12 protein-coding genes and 4 pseudogenes are annotated in these 15,050 nt (G+C 64.4%); 6 read left to right on the top strand and 10 right to left on the bottom strand.

Annotated elements, in window-relative coordinates; genetic code table 11:
* Window positions 1-3 precede the first annotated feature (3 nt).
* Both PQR02_RS15830 and PQR02_RS15825 read right to left on the bottom strand, forming a co-directional pair.
* Window positions 4-195: pseudogene (locus tag PQR02_RS15830) on the bottom strand (transporter substrate-binding domain-containing protein); the annotation flags it as partial.
* Window positions 196-279: 84 nt separating this feature from the next.
* Window positions 280-735, bottom strand: a complete 456-nt coding sequence (locus PQR02_RS15825; protein ID WP_408232346.1) for a putative periplasmic lipoprotein — start codon at window positions 733-735, stop codon at window positions 280-282.
* Between the two features lie 408 nt (window positions 736-1,143).
* On the opposite strand from PQR02_RS15825, the gene PQR02_RS15820 reads away from it, so the two are divergent.
* A complete protein-coding gene (locus PQR02_RS15820; RefSeq protein WP_408232343.1) occupies window positions 1,144-1,998 on the top strand; it encodes an oxidoreductase in 855 nt (284 codons plus the stop codon).
* A 65-nt stretch (window positions 1,999-2,063) separates the two neighbouring features.
* Here PQR02_RS15820 and PQR02_RS15815 read toward each other — a convergent pair whose 3' ends face one another.
* The 6 genes and pseudogenes from PQR02_RS15815 to PQR02_RS15790 form a co-directional block, all read right to left on the bottom strand.
* Complete coding sequence (locus PQR02_RS15815; protein ID WP_408232548.1) at window positions 2,064-2,474, bottom strand: rubredoxin; 411 nt, start codon at window positions 2,472-2,474, stop codon at window positions 2,064-2,066.
* A gap of 474 nt (window positions 2,475-2,948) precedes the next feature.
* Window positions 2,949-4,199, bottom strand: a complete 1,251-nt coding sequence (locus tag PQR02_RS15810) for a Rieske 2Fe-2S domain-containing protein (protein WP_408232340.1) — start codon at window positions 4,197-4,199, stop codon at window positions 2,949-2,951.
* 193 nt (window positions 4,200-4,392) lie between these two features.
* On the bottom strand, window positions 4,393-5,844 hold the full coding sequence (locus PQR02_RS15805; RefSeq protein WP_408232336.1) for a glycosyltransferase family 2 protein: 1,452 nt from the start codon (window positions 5,842-5,844) through the stop codon (window positions 4,393-4,395).
* Window positions 5,845-5,902: 58 nt separating this feature from the next.
* Window positions 5,903-6,502 (bottom strand): cytochrome b, encoded by a 600-nt coding sequence (locus PQR02_RS15800; protein WP_408232334.1) that lies wholly within the window; start codon window positions 6,500-6,502, stop codon window positions 5,903-5,905.
* A gap of 206 nt (window positions 6,503-6,708) precedes the next feature.
* On the bottom strand, window positions 6,709-7,515 hold the full coding sequence (locus PQR02_RS15795) for a class I SAM-dependent methyltransferase (protein WP_408232331.1): 807 nt from the start codon (window positions 7,513-7,515) through the stop codon (window positions 6,709-6,711).
* A gap of 249 nt (window positions 7,516-7,764) precedes the next feature.
* Window positions 7,765-8,290, bottom strand: a pseudogene (locus tag PQR02_RS15790) (class I SAM-dependent methyltransferase); the annotation flags it as partial.
* Window positions 8,291-8,373: 83 nt separating this feature from the next.
* Between PQR02_RS15790 and PQR02_RS15785 the strand changes: the two are divergent.
* The 3 genes from PQR02_RS15785 (at window position 8,374) to PQR02_RS15775 (ending at window position 10,660) form a co-directional block, all read left to right on the top strand.
* On the top strand, window positions 8,374-9,438 hold the full coding sequence (locus tag PQR02_RS15785; RefSeq protein WP_408232324.1) for a DMT family transporter: 1,065 nt from the start codon (window positions 8,374-8,376) through the stop codon (window positions 9,436-9,438).
* 173 nt (window positions 9,439-9,611) lie between these two features.
* A complete protein-coding gene (locus tag PQR02_RS15780; protein ID WP_408232321.1) occupies window positions 9,612-9,815 on the top strand; it encodes a DUF3562 domain-containing protein in 204 nt (67 codons plus the stop codon).
* A gap of 383 nt (window positions 9,816-10,198) precedes the next feature.
* A complete protein-coding gene (locus PQR02_RS15775) occupies window positions 10,199-10,660 on the top strand; it encodes a GNAT family N-acetyltransferase (RefSeq protein ID WP_408232318.1) in 462 nt (153 codons plus the stop codon).
* Window positions 10,661-10,771: 111 nt separating this feature from the next.
* Here PQR02_RS15775 and PQR02_RS15770 read toward each other — a convergent pair.
* Both PQR02_RS15770 and PQR02_RS15765 read right to left on the bottom strand, forming a co-directional pair.
* A pseudogene (locus PQR02_RS15770) lies at window positions 10,772-11,656 on the bottom strand (MFS transporter); the annotation flags it as partial.
* A pseudogene (locus tag PQR02_RS15765) lies at window positions 11,653-12,614 on the bottom strand (IclR family transcriptional regulator); the annotation flags it as partial. The pseudogenes PQR02_RS15770 and PQR02_RS15765, both read right to left, overlap by 4 nt.
* A 310-nt stretch (window positions 12,615-12,924) precedes the next feature.
* Here PQR02_RS15765 and PQR02_RS15760 point away from each other — a divergent pair.
* Window positions 12,925-13,212: a hypothetical protein gene (locus PQR02_RS15760; RefSeq protein ID WP_408232315.1), complete on the top strand. Its 288-nt coding sequence runs from the start codon at window positions 12,925-12,927 to the stop codon at window positions 13,210-13,212.
* 88 nt (window positions 13,213-13,300) lie between these two features.
* On the top strand, window positions 13,301-14,989 hold the full coding sequence (locus PQR02_RS15755; protein WP_408232312.1) for an acid phosphatase: 1,689 nt from the start codon (window positions 13,301-13,303) through the stop codon (window positions 14,987-14,989).
* The last annotated feature ends 61 nt before the right edge of the window (window positions 14,990-15,050 follow it).

Genomic DNA, 15,050 nt, shown 5'->3' with positions numbered 1-15,050 from the left:
AAATCAATTGCCGTACGGATCGAAGTCGAAGTACTTCTTCGCGATCCGCGCATAGGTGCCGTCCTTGAGCATCGAGGCGATCGCTTCGTTGATCGACGCCTGCACCGCGGTCTCGTCCTTGCGCAGGCCGATGCCCACGCCGCGATCGTGCATCGACAACGGCTCGCCGACAAACGCAAAGCCCTTGCCCGCCGGGCGCGGTGAGACTGGCGTGAGATCAGTCCATGGTTTCGAGCGCGATCCGCCGCGTAATCGCAGCGGCGCGCTCACTCAAAGCGCTTACTGAGTGGACGCATGCGCCCTCAGAAACGCCACATATCCGTTCTGCGTCTTGAGGATCTTCTCGGCGCACTCGTCATAGTTCGAGCCCTTCTCGTTGTCCGGCCCGTACATGCCCCGGCACTGCGCAAAGAGGGTGAGCGTTCCGCCCGCGCCTTTCGCGGCGCGCGTCGCCGAGAAGGCCGCATTGCCCGAACTGTAGGGTACGTCGGTTTCGATTGCGACCGCGTCCGCGCGCGTCACGGACGTCTCGGAATGCTGCTCGATATAGCGTTTCGTCAGCGCCCAGGCAGCGTCGCAATTCTCCGGTTGGCAATCGACCGTCGCGTTGCGTTGGGCGGCGGCAAGACTGGCTTCGTTGTGGACGAACCCCTGGGCTCGCAGCGCCTGCTTTTCGGGCGATGAGCAAGCAGTGAGTCCAAGCGCGACGAGCGCCATTGCAGCGATCTTTTTCATGAGTTCCTTCCTGGCCACGATCGAGCGCGATTATAGCTGCGTGGCGCAAGCGGGCTCGGATTCGCGCGCGTGGTGACCGGGGCGAGTAGGTGCCTTCGTCAAGGCGCTGCAAAGCGAAGCCGCCACGCTGCGGCTACAATTGCAAAGCCACTCCGGTCCGAGGCGGAAACAGCGGAAATACCGGTAATTGCGGCATTAGCCGTACTTACGGCAAGGATCGCCACAAACCCGCCGCCCGAATCACACGCGATCACTCGCACCGTCGCGGATACGATCCGCGAAAAAGGCCGGGCACGCTTAACGCTGAACACCACGAGCAGACCGATTGCTGACGCGAACGCGCACACTGCGGGTTCGCGCCGTATTGCGGTCTTCACATGTCGTAGACCATCAACAGGAGTTTCCCAAATGATGAATCGAGACAATCCCGTCTGGCTGATCACGGGCTGTTCCACCGGCTTCGGCCGCGAACTGGCGAAGCAGGTGCTGGAGCGCGGCTGGCGTGCGGTCGTCACCGCACGCGACGCATCGAAAGTGAAGGATATCGCCGAACCTCACGGCGACCGCGCACTGGTTCTGCCGCTCGACGTGACCAACGCCGCGCAGGTCGAAGCGGTGGTCGCGCAGGCGAAGCAGCGTTTCGGCCGCATCGACGCGCTCGTCAATAACGCGGGTTACGGCTATCTGGCCGCGATCGAGGAAGGCGAGGACGACGAAGTCCGCGCGATGTTCGAGACCAACGTGTTCGGTCTGATCGACATCACGAAGGCGGTGCTGCCGATCATGCGCGCGCAGCGCAACGGACTGATCGTCAACGTGTCGTCGATTGGCGGCATTGCGAGTTTCGCGGCGACCGGCTATTACCACGCGACCAAATACGCGGTGGAAGGCTTGTCGGAATCGCTGGCGCTGGAGGTGAAGCCGCTCGGCATCGGCGTGCTGATCGTCGAACCGGGACCGTTCCGCACCAACTGGGCAGGGCCGTCGATCAAGCAGTCGGCCACCGTCATCGACGACTACGCGGGCACGGCCGGCGAGCGCCGCAAGCAGACCGAGGCACGCAGCGGCAAACAGGCGGGCGATCCGGTGCGCGCCGCGCAGGCGATCATCGACGCCGCGCTGGCGGACCAGCCGCCCTTGCGTCTGGTGCTCGGCAAGATCGCGCTCGACCTCGCGTACAAGAAGCTCGACTTCATGCGCGGCGACTTCGATACGTGGAAAGCCACGACGGAAGGCGCGGATTATCCGGAAGGGACCGCCTGAGAAAGGCGGATTGCGATTGCCCGGCTTGGGGCCGGGCGGTCGTTGGAGCGCGTCGTTCGGGCAGGTTAAAACTCGACCAGCGCGAAATCTTCCTTGCCCACGTCGCACAGCGGGCAACGCCAGTCGGCCGGCACGTCCGCCCAGCGGGTGCCCGGCGCGATGCCTTCATCTGGCAGACCGGCCGCCTCGTCGTAGACCCAGCCGCAGATCACGCAGACCCACTGCTTGAAGTCGTCCGCCGACGCGGTCGTGCCGGGCGCCGGACCGGCGGGGCTGGCGGCTTGCGGCGCGGGCGTCTCGTCGAGGCTCACGACCAGCGGCGCGGCCGTGCCGCCCGCGCCAAGGCGCGCCTGCAGGCTTTCCAGCAAGCGTTGCGCTTCGTCCTGCGTCAGGTCGATCCAGTACGGATCGCCCGCGCCGTCGTTGAGTCGCTCGGGGGAAAACTGGAGTTCTACGGCTACGCCCTTCTTGTACATGGCAATCGGAATATCGATGAGGCCGGCATCCGGTGCCGGCATAGCGCTGCACGCGCGGTGCGGCGGCGTCGCGGGGCGACTAGACCAGGTGATTCAGCAGGATGGCGGCGATGAGGCCTGCGGCGCCGATGAGGCCGAGCATTTGCAGCAAAGTGAGCGATTTACGCGATGCTGAGGAGACTTGTTGGGTAGACACGAGCGTTTCTTGAAGATCGGAAAAAGCGAAATAGTACACGGGTGTGAGCGCGGCACATGCCGATTGGCGCAAACCTGCGTGCATCGGCCGACATTATCGCCTCTCGCGCGCGCCGCATTGCCTACCGTGTGGAGATGGATTAATTCCCCGGCAGCGGGAAACTTCGCCTACGAGTACACCGACTCGCCGGCATGCTCGGCAACCGCCGCGACGACCGCGGCCAGCACCAATCGTCGCCGATGATTGTAAGGTCCCGCAGCGTCGTGAAAACCCGAATCTCAGGTATTCGCCAGCGGGTTGCCGTGACGCGAGTCCCAGAAACGGATCAGCGCCGTGTCGCCGGTGCCGGCACCGACCACCTGATCGGGCGCGCCGCCCTCGCGCAGCAACGCGCGCAATTCGTTGATGACCGGAAACACCTCGTGATTCCAATCGGCGCCCTGCAAGTCGTGCGCGCGCTGTTCGGCTTCGACGATTTCGCGATCTTCCTTGAAGATGCGCTCGGTGAACCACACGAGCAGCGGCCACGCGAGATTCAGCACGCCGGGAATGCCGGGCTTGCGAATCGACAGCAAGCCGAACGTGCGATTGGTGCGTTGCTCGCGATCGAGCGGCACATAGACGATCCACAGGTCCATCACCAGCGTCTGTTCGGACGTGCGGATCTGCAGCGTCTGATACGGATACTCCGTGCGGATCGTCATTACGTCCTTGTCGTTTTTGCCGCCGGTCTTGCGGTTCTGGCCGAACACGATCGCTTCGCCGATCGGCTGCTGGCCGGCCATACGCGCAAACGTGTAGTCGACTTCGACCCAGCCTTCGCCGCGCCGCCGCCCCAACGAACGCGCACGCATCTGCCCCATCTGCTTGCGATGCAGAAACTGATGGTTCATGTCCATCAGGTTTTCGTGCATGAACGAATAGTGGCAATTCACCGGACGGCCGAAACGGCGCGTCTTGTACTTCCCGTCCGCGACGGAGCCGAGCTTGGGCAGCGGCCGTTGCCCGGCCAACTCGGCGCTGCCCGGAAACACGAAAATCAGTCCTTCGGCTTCCTGACACGGATAGGAACGCACGCCGTTGGGCAAGCGGTCGCGGCCCAGATACGGCACGTCGACGCACTGGCCGGAGCAGTCGTAGGTCCAGCCGTGGTAGCCGCAACGAATCGATTCACCGTCGACGACTCCTTGATGCAACGGCACCTGCCGATGCGCGCAGCGGTCCTCCAGCGCGAACACCTTGCCGGACTCCGTGCGCGCGAGCACGATCGGGTCGCCGGCGAAAGTCACGCCATGCGTCTTGCCACGCTTCACTTCATGCGACCACGCGAGCGGATACCAGTGGTCAGGATGAATGCCGACGCGGCGCAGATCGCGTACCGGCGCGTCGTTGGCGGCGTGGCCCGGCGCGCGCGCATGCGCGGCCGTGGCAGAGGTGGCATGAGCCGCATTCTGCGTCGCCGCGTGAGCTGGCGACGCAGCGACGGTTGCACCGTCGGTGTCTTGTTCGAGCGGTGGGACAGCATGCATAGGTGAAGCCTCCGTGCACGAGCGGATAGAAAGTCGCCGCCCTGCAATGTCGAGGCCGGCATCGTAGCCAGTCTACTCGAAGCAGCCGTCGCATGGGTCCGACGGCGGCATACGGCAGTCTGTCCTCGATGCGTTGCATTAGCGTGACTGCGCGGCCCACGAACCGGAATGCCGCGTGACCAGCGCCGTGCGCTCAGTTCTCGTCGTGCGCCACCAGCCCCGAGCGGCGCTGCACGCCCCACGAGCGTCCGCCGCGCAAAAAGTGGAGCCAGCCGAGCGCCGCGCCCAGATGCCGGACGAGCTGAAACGTGAAAGGCTCGGCAATCGCCGCGAGCATCGCCATCCCCAGGCTGTTGCCGCTGCGCTCGCCAGTCCAGCGGCGATACAGATGGATGCTCCACAAATAGAACGCGAGGTCGAGCGCTGTTTTCAGGCCGATCACGCTGAAGATCGACACGACAATCGCACCATGCCCGCCGAACAGAAAGCCGAGCAGCAACGCAAACGCGGTCAAGCCGTAGATCGGTTGCATCGTGTCGATTGCCTTGACCGGCAGCATCAGCATGCCCAGCGTGCCGTAGCGCGGATTGCCGGTCATGTCGCGGTTCCAGTACTGCGTTTGGAGGAAGCCCGCGAACCAGCGGCGCCGCTGCCGCAGGAAACTGCCGAGATTGTCCGGCGCGTCGGTGTGCGCATGCGCTTCGCCGACCACCCGCACGTCCCAGCCGAGGCCGTGATCGACCGAATAGCGGCGCAGCCGGTGGATCAGCTCGTAGTCTTCCACCAGACATTGCGGATCGAAGCCGCCCACGTCGAGCAGCGCGTCGCGTCTGAACGAAGCGAACGCGCCCGAGATCAGCAGCAGACTGTCCGCGCGCATCCACGCAAAACGGGCGATGAAGTTGCGCATGTACTCGTAGGTCTGGAACCACTGGAACACGCGGCCCGCCGCCGACTTGCCGCACACCGGCACCAGAATGCCGGCCGCCGCGACCAGCTTCGGCTCGCTCGCGAACGCGGCGCGCATCGCGTAGGTGGCGTCGTCGTCGAGCAGCGTGTCGGCGTCGACGGTCATCACGGTGTCGGTGGTCATCACGCTGATCGCGGCGTTCAGCGCGCGCGCCTTGCCGCCGTGCGGCACGCGCAGCCAGAACAGGTTCGGATGCGAGACGCTCGGCGCGCTCAGCACGCCATCCGGGGCGGCCGTGAGACCGAAGCGTTCGGTGAGCAGCGCGCCGGTGGCGTCGGTGGAGCCGTCGTCGGCAATCACGATCTGCGCCGGGCCGTGCGTCTGACGCAGCAGCGCGGCGAGCGTCACCGGCAGCACCGCCGCTTCGTTATGCGACGCGACGATCACGCCCATGCTCGGCAAGCGGCGCTGTTCGTAGTCGGCTTCGAGTGGCGGCGTGCGGCGCATCAGCGGCAGCGACTTCCACGTGACGAACGCGAGCAGCAGCGTGTCGTAGACGACATACGCAATACCGGTGGACCACGCCAGCGCGCCATGCAGAAAGAACGCGCGCGCGAACAGCAGCAGCCACAGCGCGACGACGCTGAAGTGAACCAGCGTGCCGGACAGCGTCGCGGGACGCGGCACGATGCGCGGTGATGCGAGGGCGAGCGCCTGTTCCAGGGTTTTCTTCAAAGTAGTTGCCGGGTTCGTCGATAGTGTGGTTGAGGAAAGGAGAGCCGCATGGACAGGATCACGGCACCATGCGTTTCAGCACCGATTTGCGATCGATCCACTCGTGCTTGAGCGCGCCGCCGATATGCATCGCGAGCAACGCATAGAGCGCGTAGCCGAGCCACGTATGGAATGCGCCGAAGCGGTCGTGCAAGCTTTCCTTGAGCGCGGGATCGAGGTTCATCACGTAGCCGATGCGCGGCCACGGCACCAGGTTGAACAGACGCATCGGGTGAGTCGCGGCGTCTTTCCACGCGGAGTCATGCAGCCAGCCGGACAGCGGCAACGCAATCATCAGCAAATACAGCAGGAAGTGCGCGGCGTGCGCGGCAATTTTTTCCCACGCCGGAAACTCGCGCGGCAACGGCGGCGGCTTGTGCGACACGCGCCACAAGATGCGCAGCAGCGCGAGACCGAGCACCGTGATGCCGATCGACTTGTGCGTGTCGATCATCGGACGCACCCAGTCGTCGGGCAACGAGTCCGCGCTCAGACCGAGCGCGACGTTGCCGATCATCAGCAGCGCGATCAGCCAGTGCAGCGTTATCGCCGTGCGGGTGTAGCGCACCGGCAGCGGTGCGCCGGTCGAATCGGTCAGGGAATCGGCGTGAGTGTTCATGGTTGTTGGTCCACCAGTGCGGGGCCGCGAAAGCTGTTTGAAAACCCGTCCCCCGTTGAAACGGGTTTGGATGCGCCGCCGGTATCGAGCTAACGCCGTAGTGTGTCGTTTTATTCCATTAGGCGCTTAACGGTGTATTTCAGACTATTTCGGGCGACGCTGCTTGCCGATCCAACCCGCACGCGCCGCGCCAACGCAACCGCTCTTCAGCTGCGCGCCGCCGGACGCCGCGCAATCAACGCGGTCGATTCGATCCGCTCGTCGACCCAACCATTGGTTGCATGGGCATCCAGCAGTTGCCTGATGCGCGTGAGCAGCTCTTCGAGCCCGTCGCCGAGCCGCTCGCGTGACAGACTCGACATCGACAGCGGCCGCGCGCTCAACGAATCCACCGACACACGGCGCGTTTCGACGATCGACACGCGTTCGAGCGCCGCGAACGGCGACTTCGCGAGGACCGCGTCGTGGCTTTCCCAGTCGTCCGACTTACGCTGCATGCGTGCCGGGTCGCTCTGCGCATATTCCTCCAGCAGCGCGTGATAGGGCGCAAGCCATGCAATCGGCGCATCGGTGACCTGCACGGTCGAGAACAGGGCCACCGCGCCCTCCGGTTCGATCAGCGCATCGAGCCGCGCCAGCGTATCGGGCCGGTCCATCCAGTGAAACGCGCGGCCGATGACGGCCAGCCGGAAGCTTCCGAGCGCCGGCGACAAATCATACGAGCTCCCTTGTCGATACTCGATGTTCGGCGCGATCCCCGCGCTGAGGCCAGCCGCGACGCGCAGCATTTCGGACTCCGGGTCGAGCGCGAGACCCGAGCCGACCCATGACGAAAAGGCCAGCGACAACTGCCCCGGCCCGCAGCCGAGATCGAGCAGCCGATGCGTGCCGCGCAGTTCGCAGGACCGCGCGACGCACCGGATCAGCTGCGGCGAATATGCGGGACGGCCCGCGAGGTAATGCGCGGCGTTGTTCTTGAAGCGGTCGGGGACGAAGGGGATGGGAGCGGTCATAGGCGGTTCCGGGCGAGTGGGTGGGCGGGTTGGATCGGACAGAATGCGATTATCGCTGCTGGGCCGCGACGCTTTGATGCTGGCGTCGTATGCCGGATTGCAATCGTTTGATACGCGTAGGACGGTGCAGTTTCCGGCGCTCCAGTGCTTCGCCCGAGGAGTCGGGAATGAAAGCGGCATCGAAACCCGAATGAAAGACGGTCGACGCGTTTTCTTTCATCGCTGCGCGCCAAACGGAATCACACGACCTCATGCCATCGATGCCACGCCCGCCCTGCAACGCTTCACGAACCGATAATGCGCGACGCCCCACTCATTTCCCTTCGCATAAGCCGAACAACTCCGCCACCGCCATGTAGAACATGCACCACCGCTGCAACCACACGGCTGCATGACGCGCGCCGTAAGTGTCGACGAGCACCGGCATCACGTCCTCGCGCGCGGCGTCGAGCGCGGCGAGCCAGTGATTCGCGGTGCGCTCGTAATGCGTGCCGCCCCCCCACCACCGCCGCTCCACGCGCAGATCGTCCTGGAGGTTCATCAGCATCATCAGCAGCGCTTCGGACGGCATCGTGCCGCCGGTGAAAAAATACTTCGACATCCAGTCGCTCCCGTCGTGCGTCTCGAAGTGATACGCGAGGGTGCGATGCGCGAAGATATGCACGAACAGCTTTGCGTCGTCGCGCATCCAGCGCGAGATTTTCGCGAGCAGCAGGCCGTAGTGCTTCACGTGCTCGAACATCTCGATCGACACCCCCCGGTCGAAGCCGACTCCGAGCTTCGGCATCCGGCTCGGCGCGGCTTTTCCGATAGCGCTATCGTGTGCGCATCGCCTCTGTTCTCATGAAGGGTCCGCTCATGCCTTCCCGCCATAGCGCAGCGTTCACCGCTTTGGTCGCCGCCGCGCTGTTCGGCGCCACCACGCCACTCGCCAAAGCGCTGCTCGGATCGCTGTCGCCCTTCCTGCTCGCCGGACTGTTCTATCTCGGCAGCGGCAGCGGCCTCGCGGTCCTGATTCTGGCGCGGCGGGTCAAACGACGCGCCGCCGAAGCGCAAACCGGTCACCACCGCTTTCCGTTGCGCGAGGCGCCGGGGCTGGTAGGCGCGATCGCGGCGGGCGGCGTCGCCGGACCCGCGTTGTTGATGCTGGGTCTACAGACGACGCCGGCCGCCACCGGCTCTCTGCTGCTGAATCTCGAAGGCGTATTCACTGCGCTGATCGCGTGGATCGTGTTTCGCGAGAACGTCGACGTCCAGGTGTTCCTCGGCATGGCTGCGATCGTCGCGGGCGGCGCGGCCTTGTCGTGGCAGCCGGGCGCGGCCGGACTGCCGGCCGGCACGCTGCTGCTGGCCGGCGCGTGCGCATGCTGGGCCGTCGACAACAATCTCACCCGCAAGGTGTCGGCGCACGACGCGATGTTCATCGCGTGTATCAAAGGACTGGTCGCCCGTTCGGTGAACGTGGCGCTCGCACTCGCTCTGGGCGCGCGATGGCCGCACCTGTCGAGCGTCGCACTCGCGATGCTGACGGGTTTCGCAGGCTATGGCATCAGCCTGGTGCTGTTCGTCGTTGCGCTGCGCAATCTCGGCACCGCGCGCACCGGCGCTTATTTCTCAGTCGCGCCGCTGTTCGGCGTGACGCTGTCGTGGCTGCTGTGGCCGCAATGGCCGCCACTGCTGTTCTGGGTCGCCGCCGCGTTGATGGCGTTCGGCGTGTGGCTGCACATTCGCGAACGTCACGAGCATGCGCACACGCACGAGCCGCTGGAGCACACGCATCGTCATCGGCACGACGCGCATCATCAGCACGAGCATGATTTCGCGTGGGATGGTAATGAGCCGCACACGCATGCGCATCGCCATGCACCAATCACGCATGCCCATGCGCATTTCCCAGATATTCACCACAGGCATACGCATTGACTTGGTGCACTGTCGCACCGCATGGGCGTTCGGCGCAGTGCAAGAAAAAAATCTCTGTGGAACCAATCGCGCGATAGGCCGATTCAATTGGCATGCTCGGGGTTCGCATCCTGTAATGGACACCTGTTATGCATATTCCGTCCGTCCAACCTGGCGCCTATCCGGAGAGATCCATGTCGCAGCCCGAGCCCGATATAAACGAAGTGGTGAGAAGCATCGCCGAAGAAACGGATACGCCGACCGAAACGGTTTCGCGAATGTATGCGGACACCTTGGCCGATTATCGGCAGGACGCGCGCGTGTTCGATTATGTGCCCCTGTTCGCCGCGAAGAAGGTGCGCGATCAACTTCGCCACAGTTCGAACCGCAAACATTGATACGGTGGCGCGCGGAGACCACCGCGTTTGTGATGATGCTGCGCTTTGGCTAGCTGACCGGCTGGCTTGGCGATTCTTGCGAGCACGTATCGATCTTGGTTCACGCTGCGAGACTTCGACTTTCAGCTATCGAGTCCGAAGATGCCTTCGCAGCGTGCTTCCCCTCATCCCTTGCTGATGCTGCGTGCTCATTGCAAAGAGCTAGCGCCAATGAGATGCGCAGCAGGACATTCGTGAAACCTCGCCAAGGCGTGACCCGGCGAGTTTTGTGCACAGGTTCATAACGAGCGTCCGGTGCAAATGGCGCGGGCCGATCGGTTAAAGTGTGGCACGTCAGCCTCACTCATCCGATCGTTGCCCTCGTTCAGCAAGGAACCTCGCTCATGTCCGACTCGATGCAGATTCGCGCTGTTTCCCGTGAAGACTTCGACGCATGGCTCCCGCTTTGGGACGCCTACAACGCGTTCTACGGCCGCTCTGGCGAAACGGCATTGCCGCGCGAGATCACGGAGATCACATGGGGACGTTTTTTCGACGGCTACGAACCCATGCACGCGATGGTCGCCGAACGCAACGGGCAGTTGGTGGGTATCGTGCATTTCCTGTATCACCGCCATACGACGATGGCCGGGCCGATCTGCTATTTGCAGGATCTCTATACACTCGAAACCGAGCGCGGCAAGGGCGTGGGGCGGGCGCTGATCGAAGCAGTTTATGCGCGCGCGAAAGACGACGGCGCGCAACGCGTCTATTGGCAGACGCACGAGACGAACCAGACGGCGATGCAGCTTTATGATCAAGTGGCGGATAAGTCGGGGTTTGTGGTTTATCGCAAGGCGTTGTGAGCGGCAAACGATTCCCAGCCCCAAAAACAAAAGGCGCACCACCCAGTGCGCCTTTCGTCCCTCCACTAACCCGGCACTCAACATCCACCGCCCACCAAACCCATCACACGCTCAAGCTTCCAACTGCTCCAGCACTTTCCCCTTGGTCTCGATGCCGAGAAAATGCACCGCAATCGCCGCCAGAAACGGCACGGCCGCGAGAATATAAAACGCCACTTCCAGATTGCCGCCGATCATCGTCTTCGACACGATGGCGGGTGCGAAGATCGCCGCCACCTTGAGCCACGCGCCGCCGACGCCGCAGCCCATCGCGCGGATGCTGGTCGGATACAGCTCCGGCGTGTACACGTAAGCGGTAATGAAACGACAAGCGAGGAAGCCGAGCGCCAGCGCACAGCACGCCGCCACCACATACACCGACGACCCGTGCAACACCCCCGCCATCACCAGCGAAAGTGCGCACGCCACGAACGACACGTTGATGATCGGCTTGCGTCCCACCTTGTCGACCAGCAACGGACAGGTCAACGACCCGAGCACGCCGAGCACCGAAGCCGCCACCGCCAGATTCAGCGCGAGCTGCAGCGGCGCGTGATAAATCGTGCGATAGATCGTCGGCAACCACGTCGACAGACCGTACTGGATGAAGCCGCAGGTAATCCACAGCATCGCCACGGCCAGCGTGCGCTTCAGATACGCCGGCCCGAACAGGTCCGCCATCCGGCGTTTCGGATGACGATTCGCCATCGCGTCGAATTCGGCCGAATTGACCACCGGCGGCAGCGGACCTTTCGCGGCACGCTCGAACCGGTGCACGGCGGCGTCGGCATCGGCCATCCGTTCGCGCTCGGCGAGCCAGCGCGGCGATTCCGGCACCAGACGGCGCAGCACGAAGAACAGGATCAACGGCATCCCGCCGATGAAGTACATTGCTTGCCAGCCGAAGCGCGGCACGATCCACGCCCCCAGTGCAATCGACGCGAGCAGACCGTGCGGCGCGCCTGGGCGGCGGTCGGATCATCCGGCCGCGGCCGATAGCTGAGTCGCTCGGACAATTCGAGCGCCGCCTGGCAAACGGCGATGATGAGCGGCTCGCGCTCCTCGGCTTCGCCGATATCCGAACGTGGAATCGTGACCGTCAACGCGGCTGCGATCTTGCCGCTTTGATCGCGCACGGGCGCGCTCACCACCGAAATACCCCGCTCGAACGACGCTTCGCTCAGCGCATAGCCGAGCGCCGCGCTTTCGCGCACTCTTCCATACAGTTCTTCTACGGTGGTTGGCGTGCGTTCGGTGAACCGTTCGAGTTGCGGCTCGGGATACAACTGGCGCAATTCCTCGAAGCTCAAATCGCCCATCAGCACCTGGCCATGCACCGTTGCGTGGGCGGGCAAACGCGTGCCGACGTGCACCTTTACGGAACTGAACATCGGCTCGCGCATGTGCGCCTCGGCGACGAACACCACGTCCCGCTGATCGCGGATCAGCAGATGCGTGCTCAGGCCGGTGACATCGCGCAAGCGTTCGAGAATCGGCGTGCCGACATCGGTCAGTTCGAGCGAACTCAGGTATTCGAAGCCGAGTCGCAGCACCGCGACGCTCAGGCGGAAATAGCGGTCGCCGTTCGCGCGTTCGAGAAAGCCGAGCGCTTCGAGCGTCTGCAACAAGCGAAAGGTGGTGGTGCGCGGAATGCCGATCCGCTTCGACAATTCGGGCGCGCCGAGCACCGGCTCGCGCGCGCTGAATTCAGCGAGGATGCGCAGGCCGCGTTCGAGCCCCGGCACCAGATATGTCGATCCGCCAGCGCTCTCTTCGTCGGTGGAATCGGTGGAGGCGGGGGTTTGGGCGCCGTCCGCCCCGCGGGCGCCGCCGTTTCGTCGCGTGAAGCTGAAACGGCCGCCCCGCGCGGCCTCGTGTGCTTGCGTCCCGCTCCTGTCTGCTCTTCTTTTGCCATCTTGGCTGCCGTTTTCTGCTGTTCGTCATAGTTAGATCATCATGACAGCGCGAAGCGTGCGGCGCTCAGTCATCGCGCCGCCCGGTACGCACAGGAGACTCCGGTCTAAGAAAAAGACGAGTCTCATGTGCCGCCATGAGACACGGCAAATCGGCGCGCCACAATCGAAAGACGAGTCGTAGCGCGGCCAACCTCACTTTTGCTGCGCTGCCACCAGGACGCGCGGTGCTATGCTTTGATCCGGTCCATTTGCGCGGCCCGCCCGACACGGCCGCGTTCTCGCTCGGTCCAAGCGTAGGGAGGCCACGCCATGTCCGATTCCATTCAGATCAAGGTTGCCGACTCGCATCTTTATCCGGGCTGTGCGGTACGCATCGCGCATCTGCCCGAGCCAGCCCGCGGTGCCGCCGCGGTCGTCGAATTCGCGGACGGCTCCGGCGCGCGTGCCACCTGCAATCTGCGCGCGCATGACGAACTCGAATTGACCGTCGACGGTTACGCGACGCAAAAGCGTCACCCCGTGGACTCGCGGCACTGGCTGCTACTCGCCGTCGACGCAACGCACAACAGTTGGCGCGTGAAGCGTCGACTGCCTTAGCCCGCGAGGCCCGCCGGCCTCTTCGAATCCGCAACCGGTAACGGGCGCGGCACTCACGCGCCCGCTACGTCAACTTCGGAACGAGCCGATGACCGACCACGATGCCAGCCTCCCACCCAACGACGACCACAACGCCCCCGACGATCCCGAACGCCGCCGTGTCCTGACCGGTCTCGCGGCGGTCGGCCTCGGCCTCGCGTTGACCGGCTGCAAGACCGAACAGAGCGCGGCGAGCAACGCGCCGCCACGCAGCGCCGCTGACTTGCGGCTCGACGCCGCGCTGCACGACCAGGTCAAACACATCGTGGTGATCTATGCGGAGAATCGCAGCTTTGCGAATCTGTACGGCAACTTCCCGGGCGTCCAGCATCCGCTCGACGCGGTGAGCGCCGAGCGCTACCTGCAACTCGACCGCGACGGCAAGACGCCGCTGCCGCGCTTGCCGGCCATCTGGGGCGGGCTCGTGCCGCAAGCGCAGGAAGTCGACGGCCGGCACTACATGATCGGCCAGAACGATCTCGACCATCTGCACAACCGTCCTTTCCGGATCGCCGACGCGCACGGCGCGCCGCTGCCGACCGGCGTGATCACGCGCGACCTGGTGCATCGCTTCTATCAGAACCAGATGCAGATCAACGCCGGGCGCAACAACCAGTTCGCCGCGTGGGGCGATTCCGGCGGCCTCGTGATGGGCCACTACCGCAATTCCGCCGACTCGCTGCGTCTGTGGAATCTCGCGCAGCAGTACACGCTGTGCGACAACTTCTTCATGGCGGCTTTCGGCGGCTCGTGGCTGAACCACATCTTTTTGATCTCCGCGCAGGCGCCCTTCTATCCGGACGTCCACAACAGTCCGGCGAAGAAGCTGGTGTCGGTGGTGGAAGGCGACGATCCGACCGGCGTGCGCCTGAAGCAGGCGGCGGACTCACCGGCGTCCGCGCTCGACGGACCGCCGAAATTCGTCAGCGACGGCCTGTTCACCGCCGACGGCTATGCGGTCAACACGATGGCGCCGCCCTATCAGCCGAGCAACGTACGCCCGGCCGAAGGTGGTGATCCGGCCTTCGCCGACCTGTCGAATCCGCGCGTGCTGACGCCGCAGCATTACGCGACGATCGGCGACCGGCTGACGGACAAGGGCGTCGACTGGGCGTGGTACAGCGGGGCGTGGCAATACGCGCTGGAGCATCAGGACACCGGCGCGGTGCCCGACTTCCAGTATCACCACCAGCCGTTCAACTACTTCGCGAGCTACGCGCCGGGCACGGCCGCGCGGCGCAGGCATCTGCGGGATGCGGGGCTCGGCAACGACGCGTCATCGAACCGTCTGATCGCGGATATCGACGCGGGACGTCTTCCCGCCGTCACGTTCTACAAGCCGCAAGGCGATCTGAACATGCACGCGGGCTACGCGGACGTCGAATCGGGCGACCGACACATTGCCACGCTGGTCGAGCATATCCAGCACGGGCCGCAATGGGCGAATACGGTCGTGATCGTCACGGTCGATGAAAACGGCGGCTGGTGGGATCCGGTCGCGCCGCCGCAGGGCGACCGCTGGGGTCCGGGGTCGCGGATTCCGGCGTTGGTGATTTCGCCGCTCGCGAAGAAAGGGTATGTCGATCACACGGTGTACGACACCAACTCGATTCTTCGCTTCATCAGCCGCGTGCATGGATTGGCGCCGCTCGACGGCGCGCTCGCGCGGGATCGCGCGTTTGCGAGCAATGGCCTGGCGCCGCTAGGGGATTTGACAGCGCCGCTGGATCTCGCCTGATCTGATCGGCTGGGTTGTTGTGCGCTGGCGGTCGGTGTATCGGCGGATCGGCCCGCCGGCC

The organism is Paraburkholderia sediminicola, assembly GCF_046026895.1.
Taxonomy (GTDB): domain Bacteria; phylum Pseudomonadota; class Gammaproteobacteria; order Burkholderiales; family Burkholderiaceae; genus Paraburkholderia; species Paraburkholderia sediminicola_C.
The sequence above is the reverse complement of the archived record's forward strand: the minus strand, read 5'-3'. Positions and strand labels throughout refer to the sequence as shown.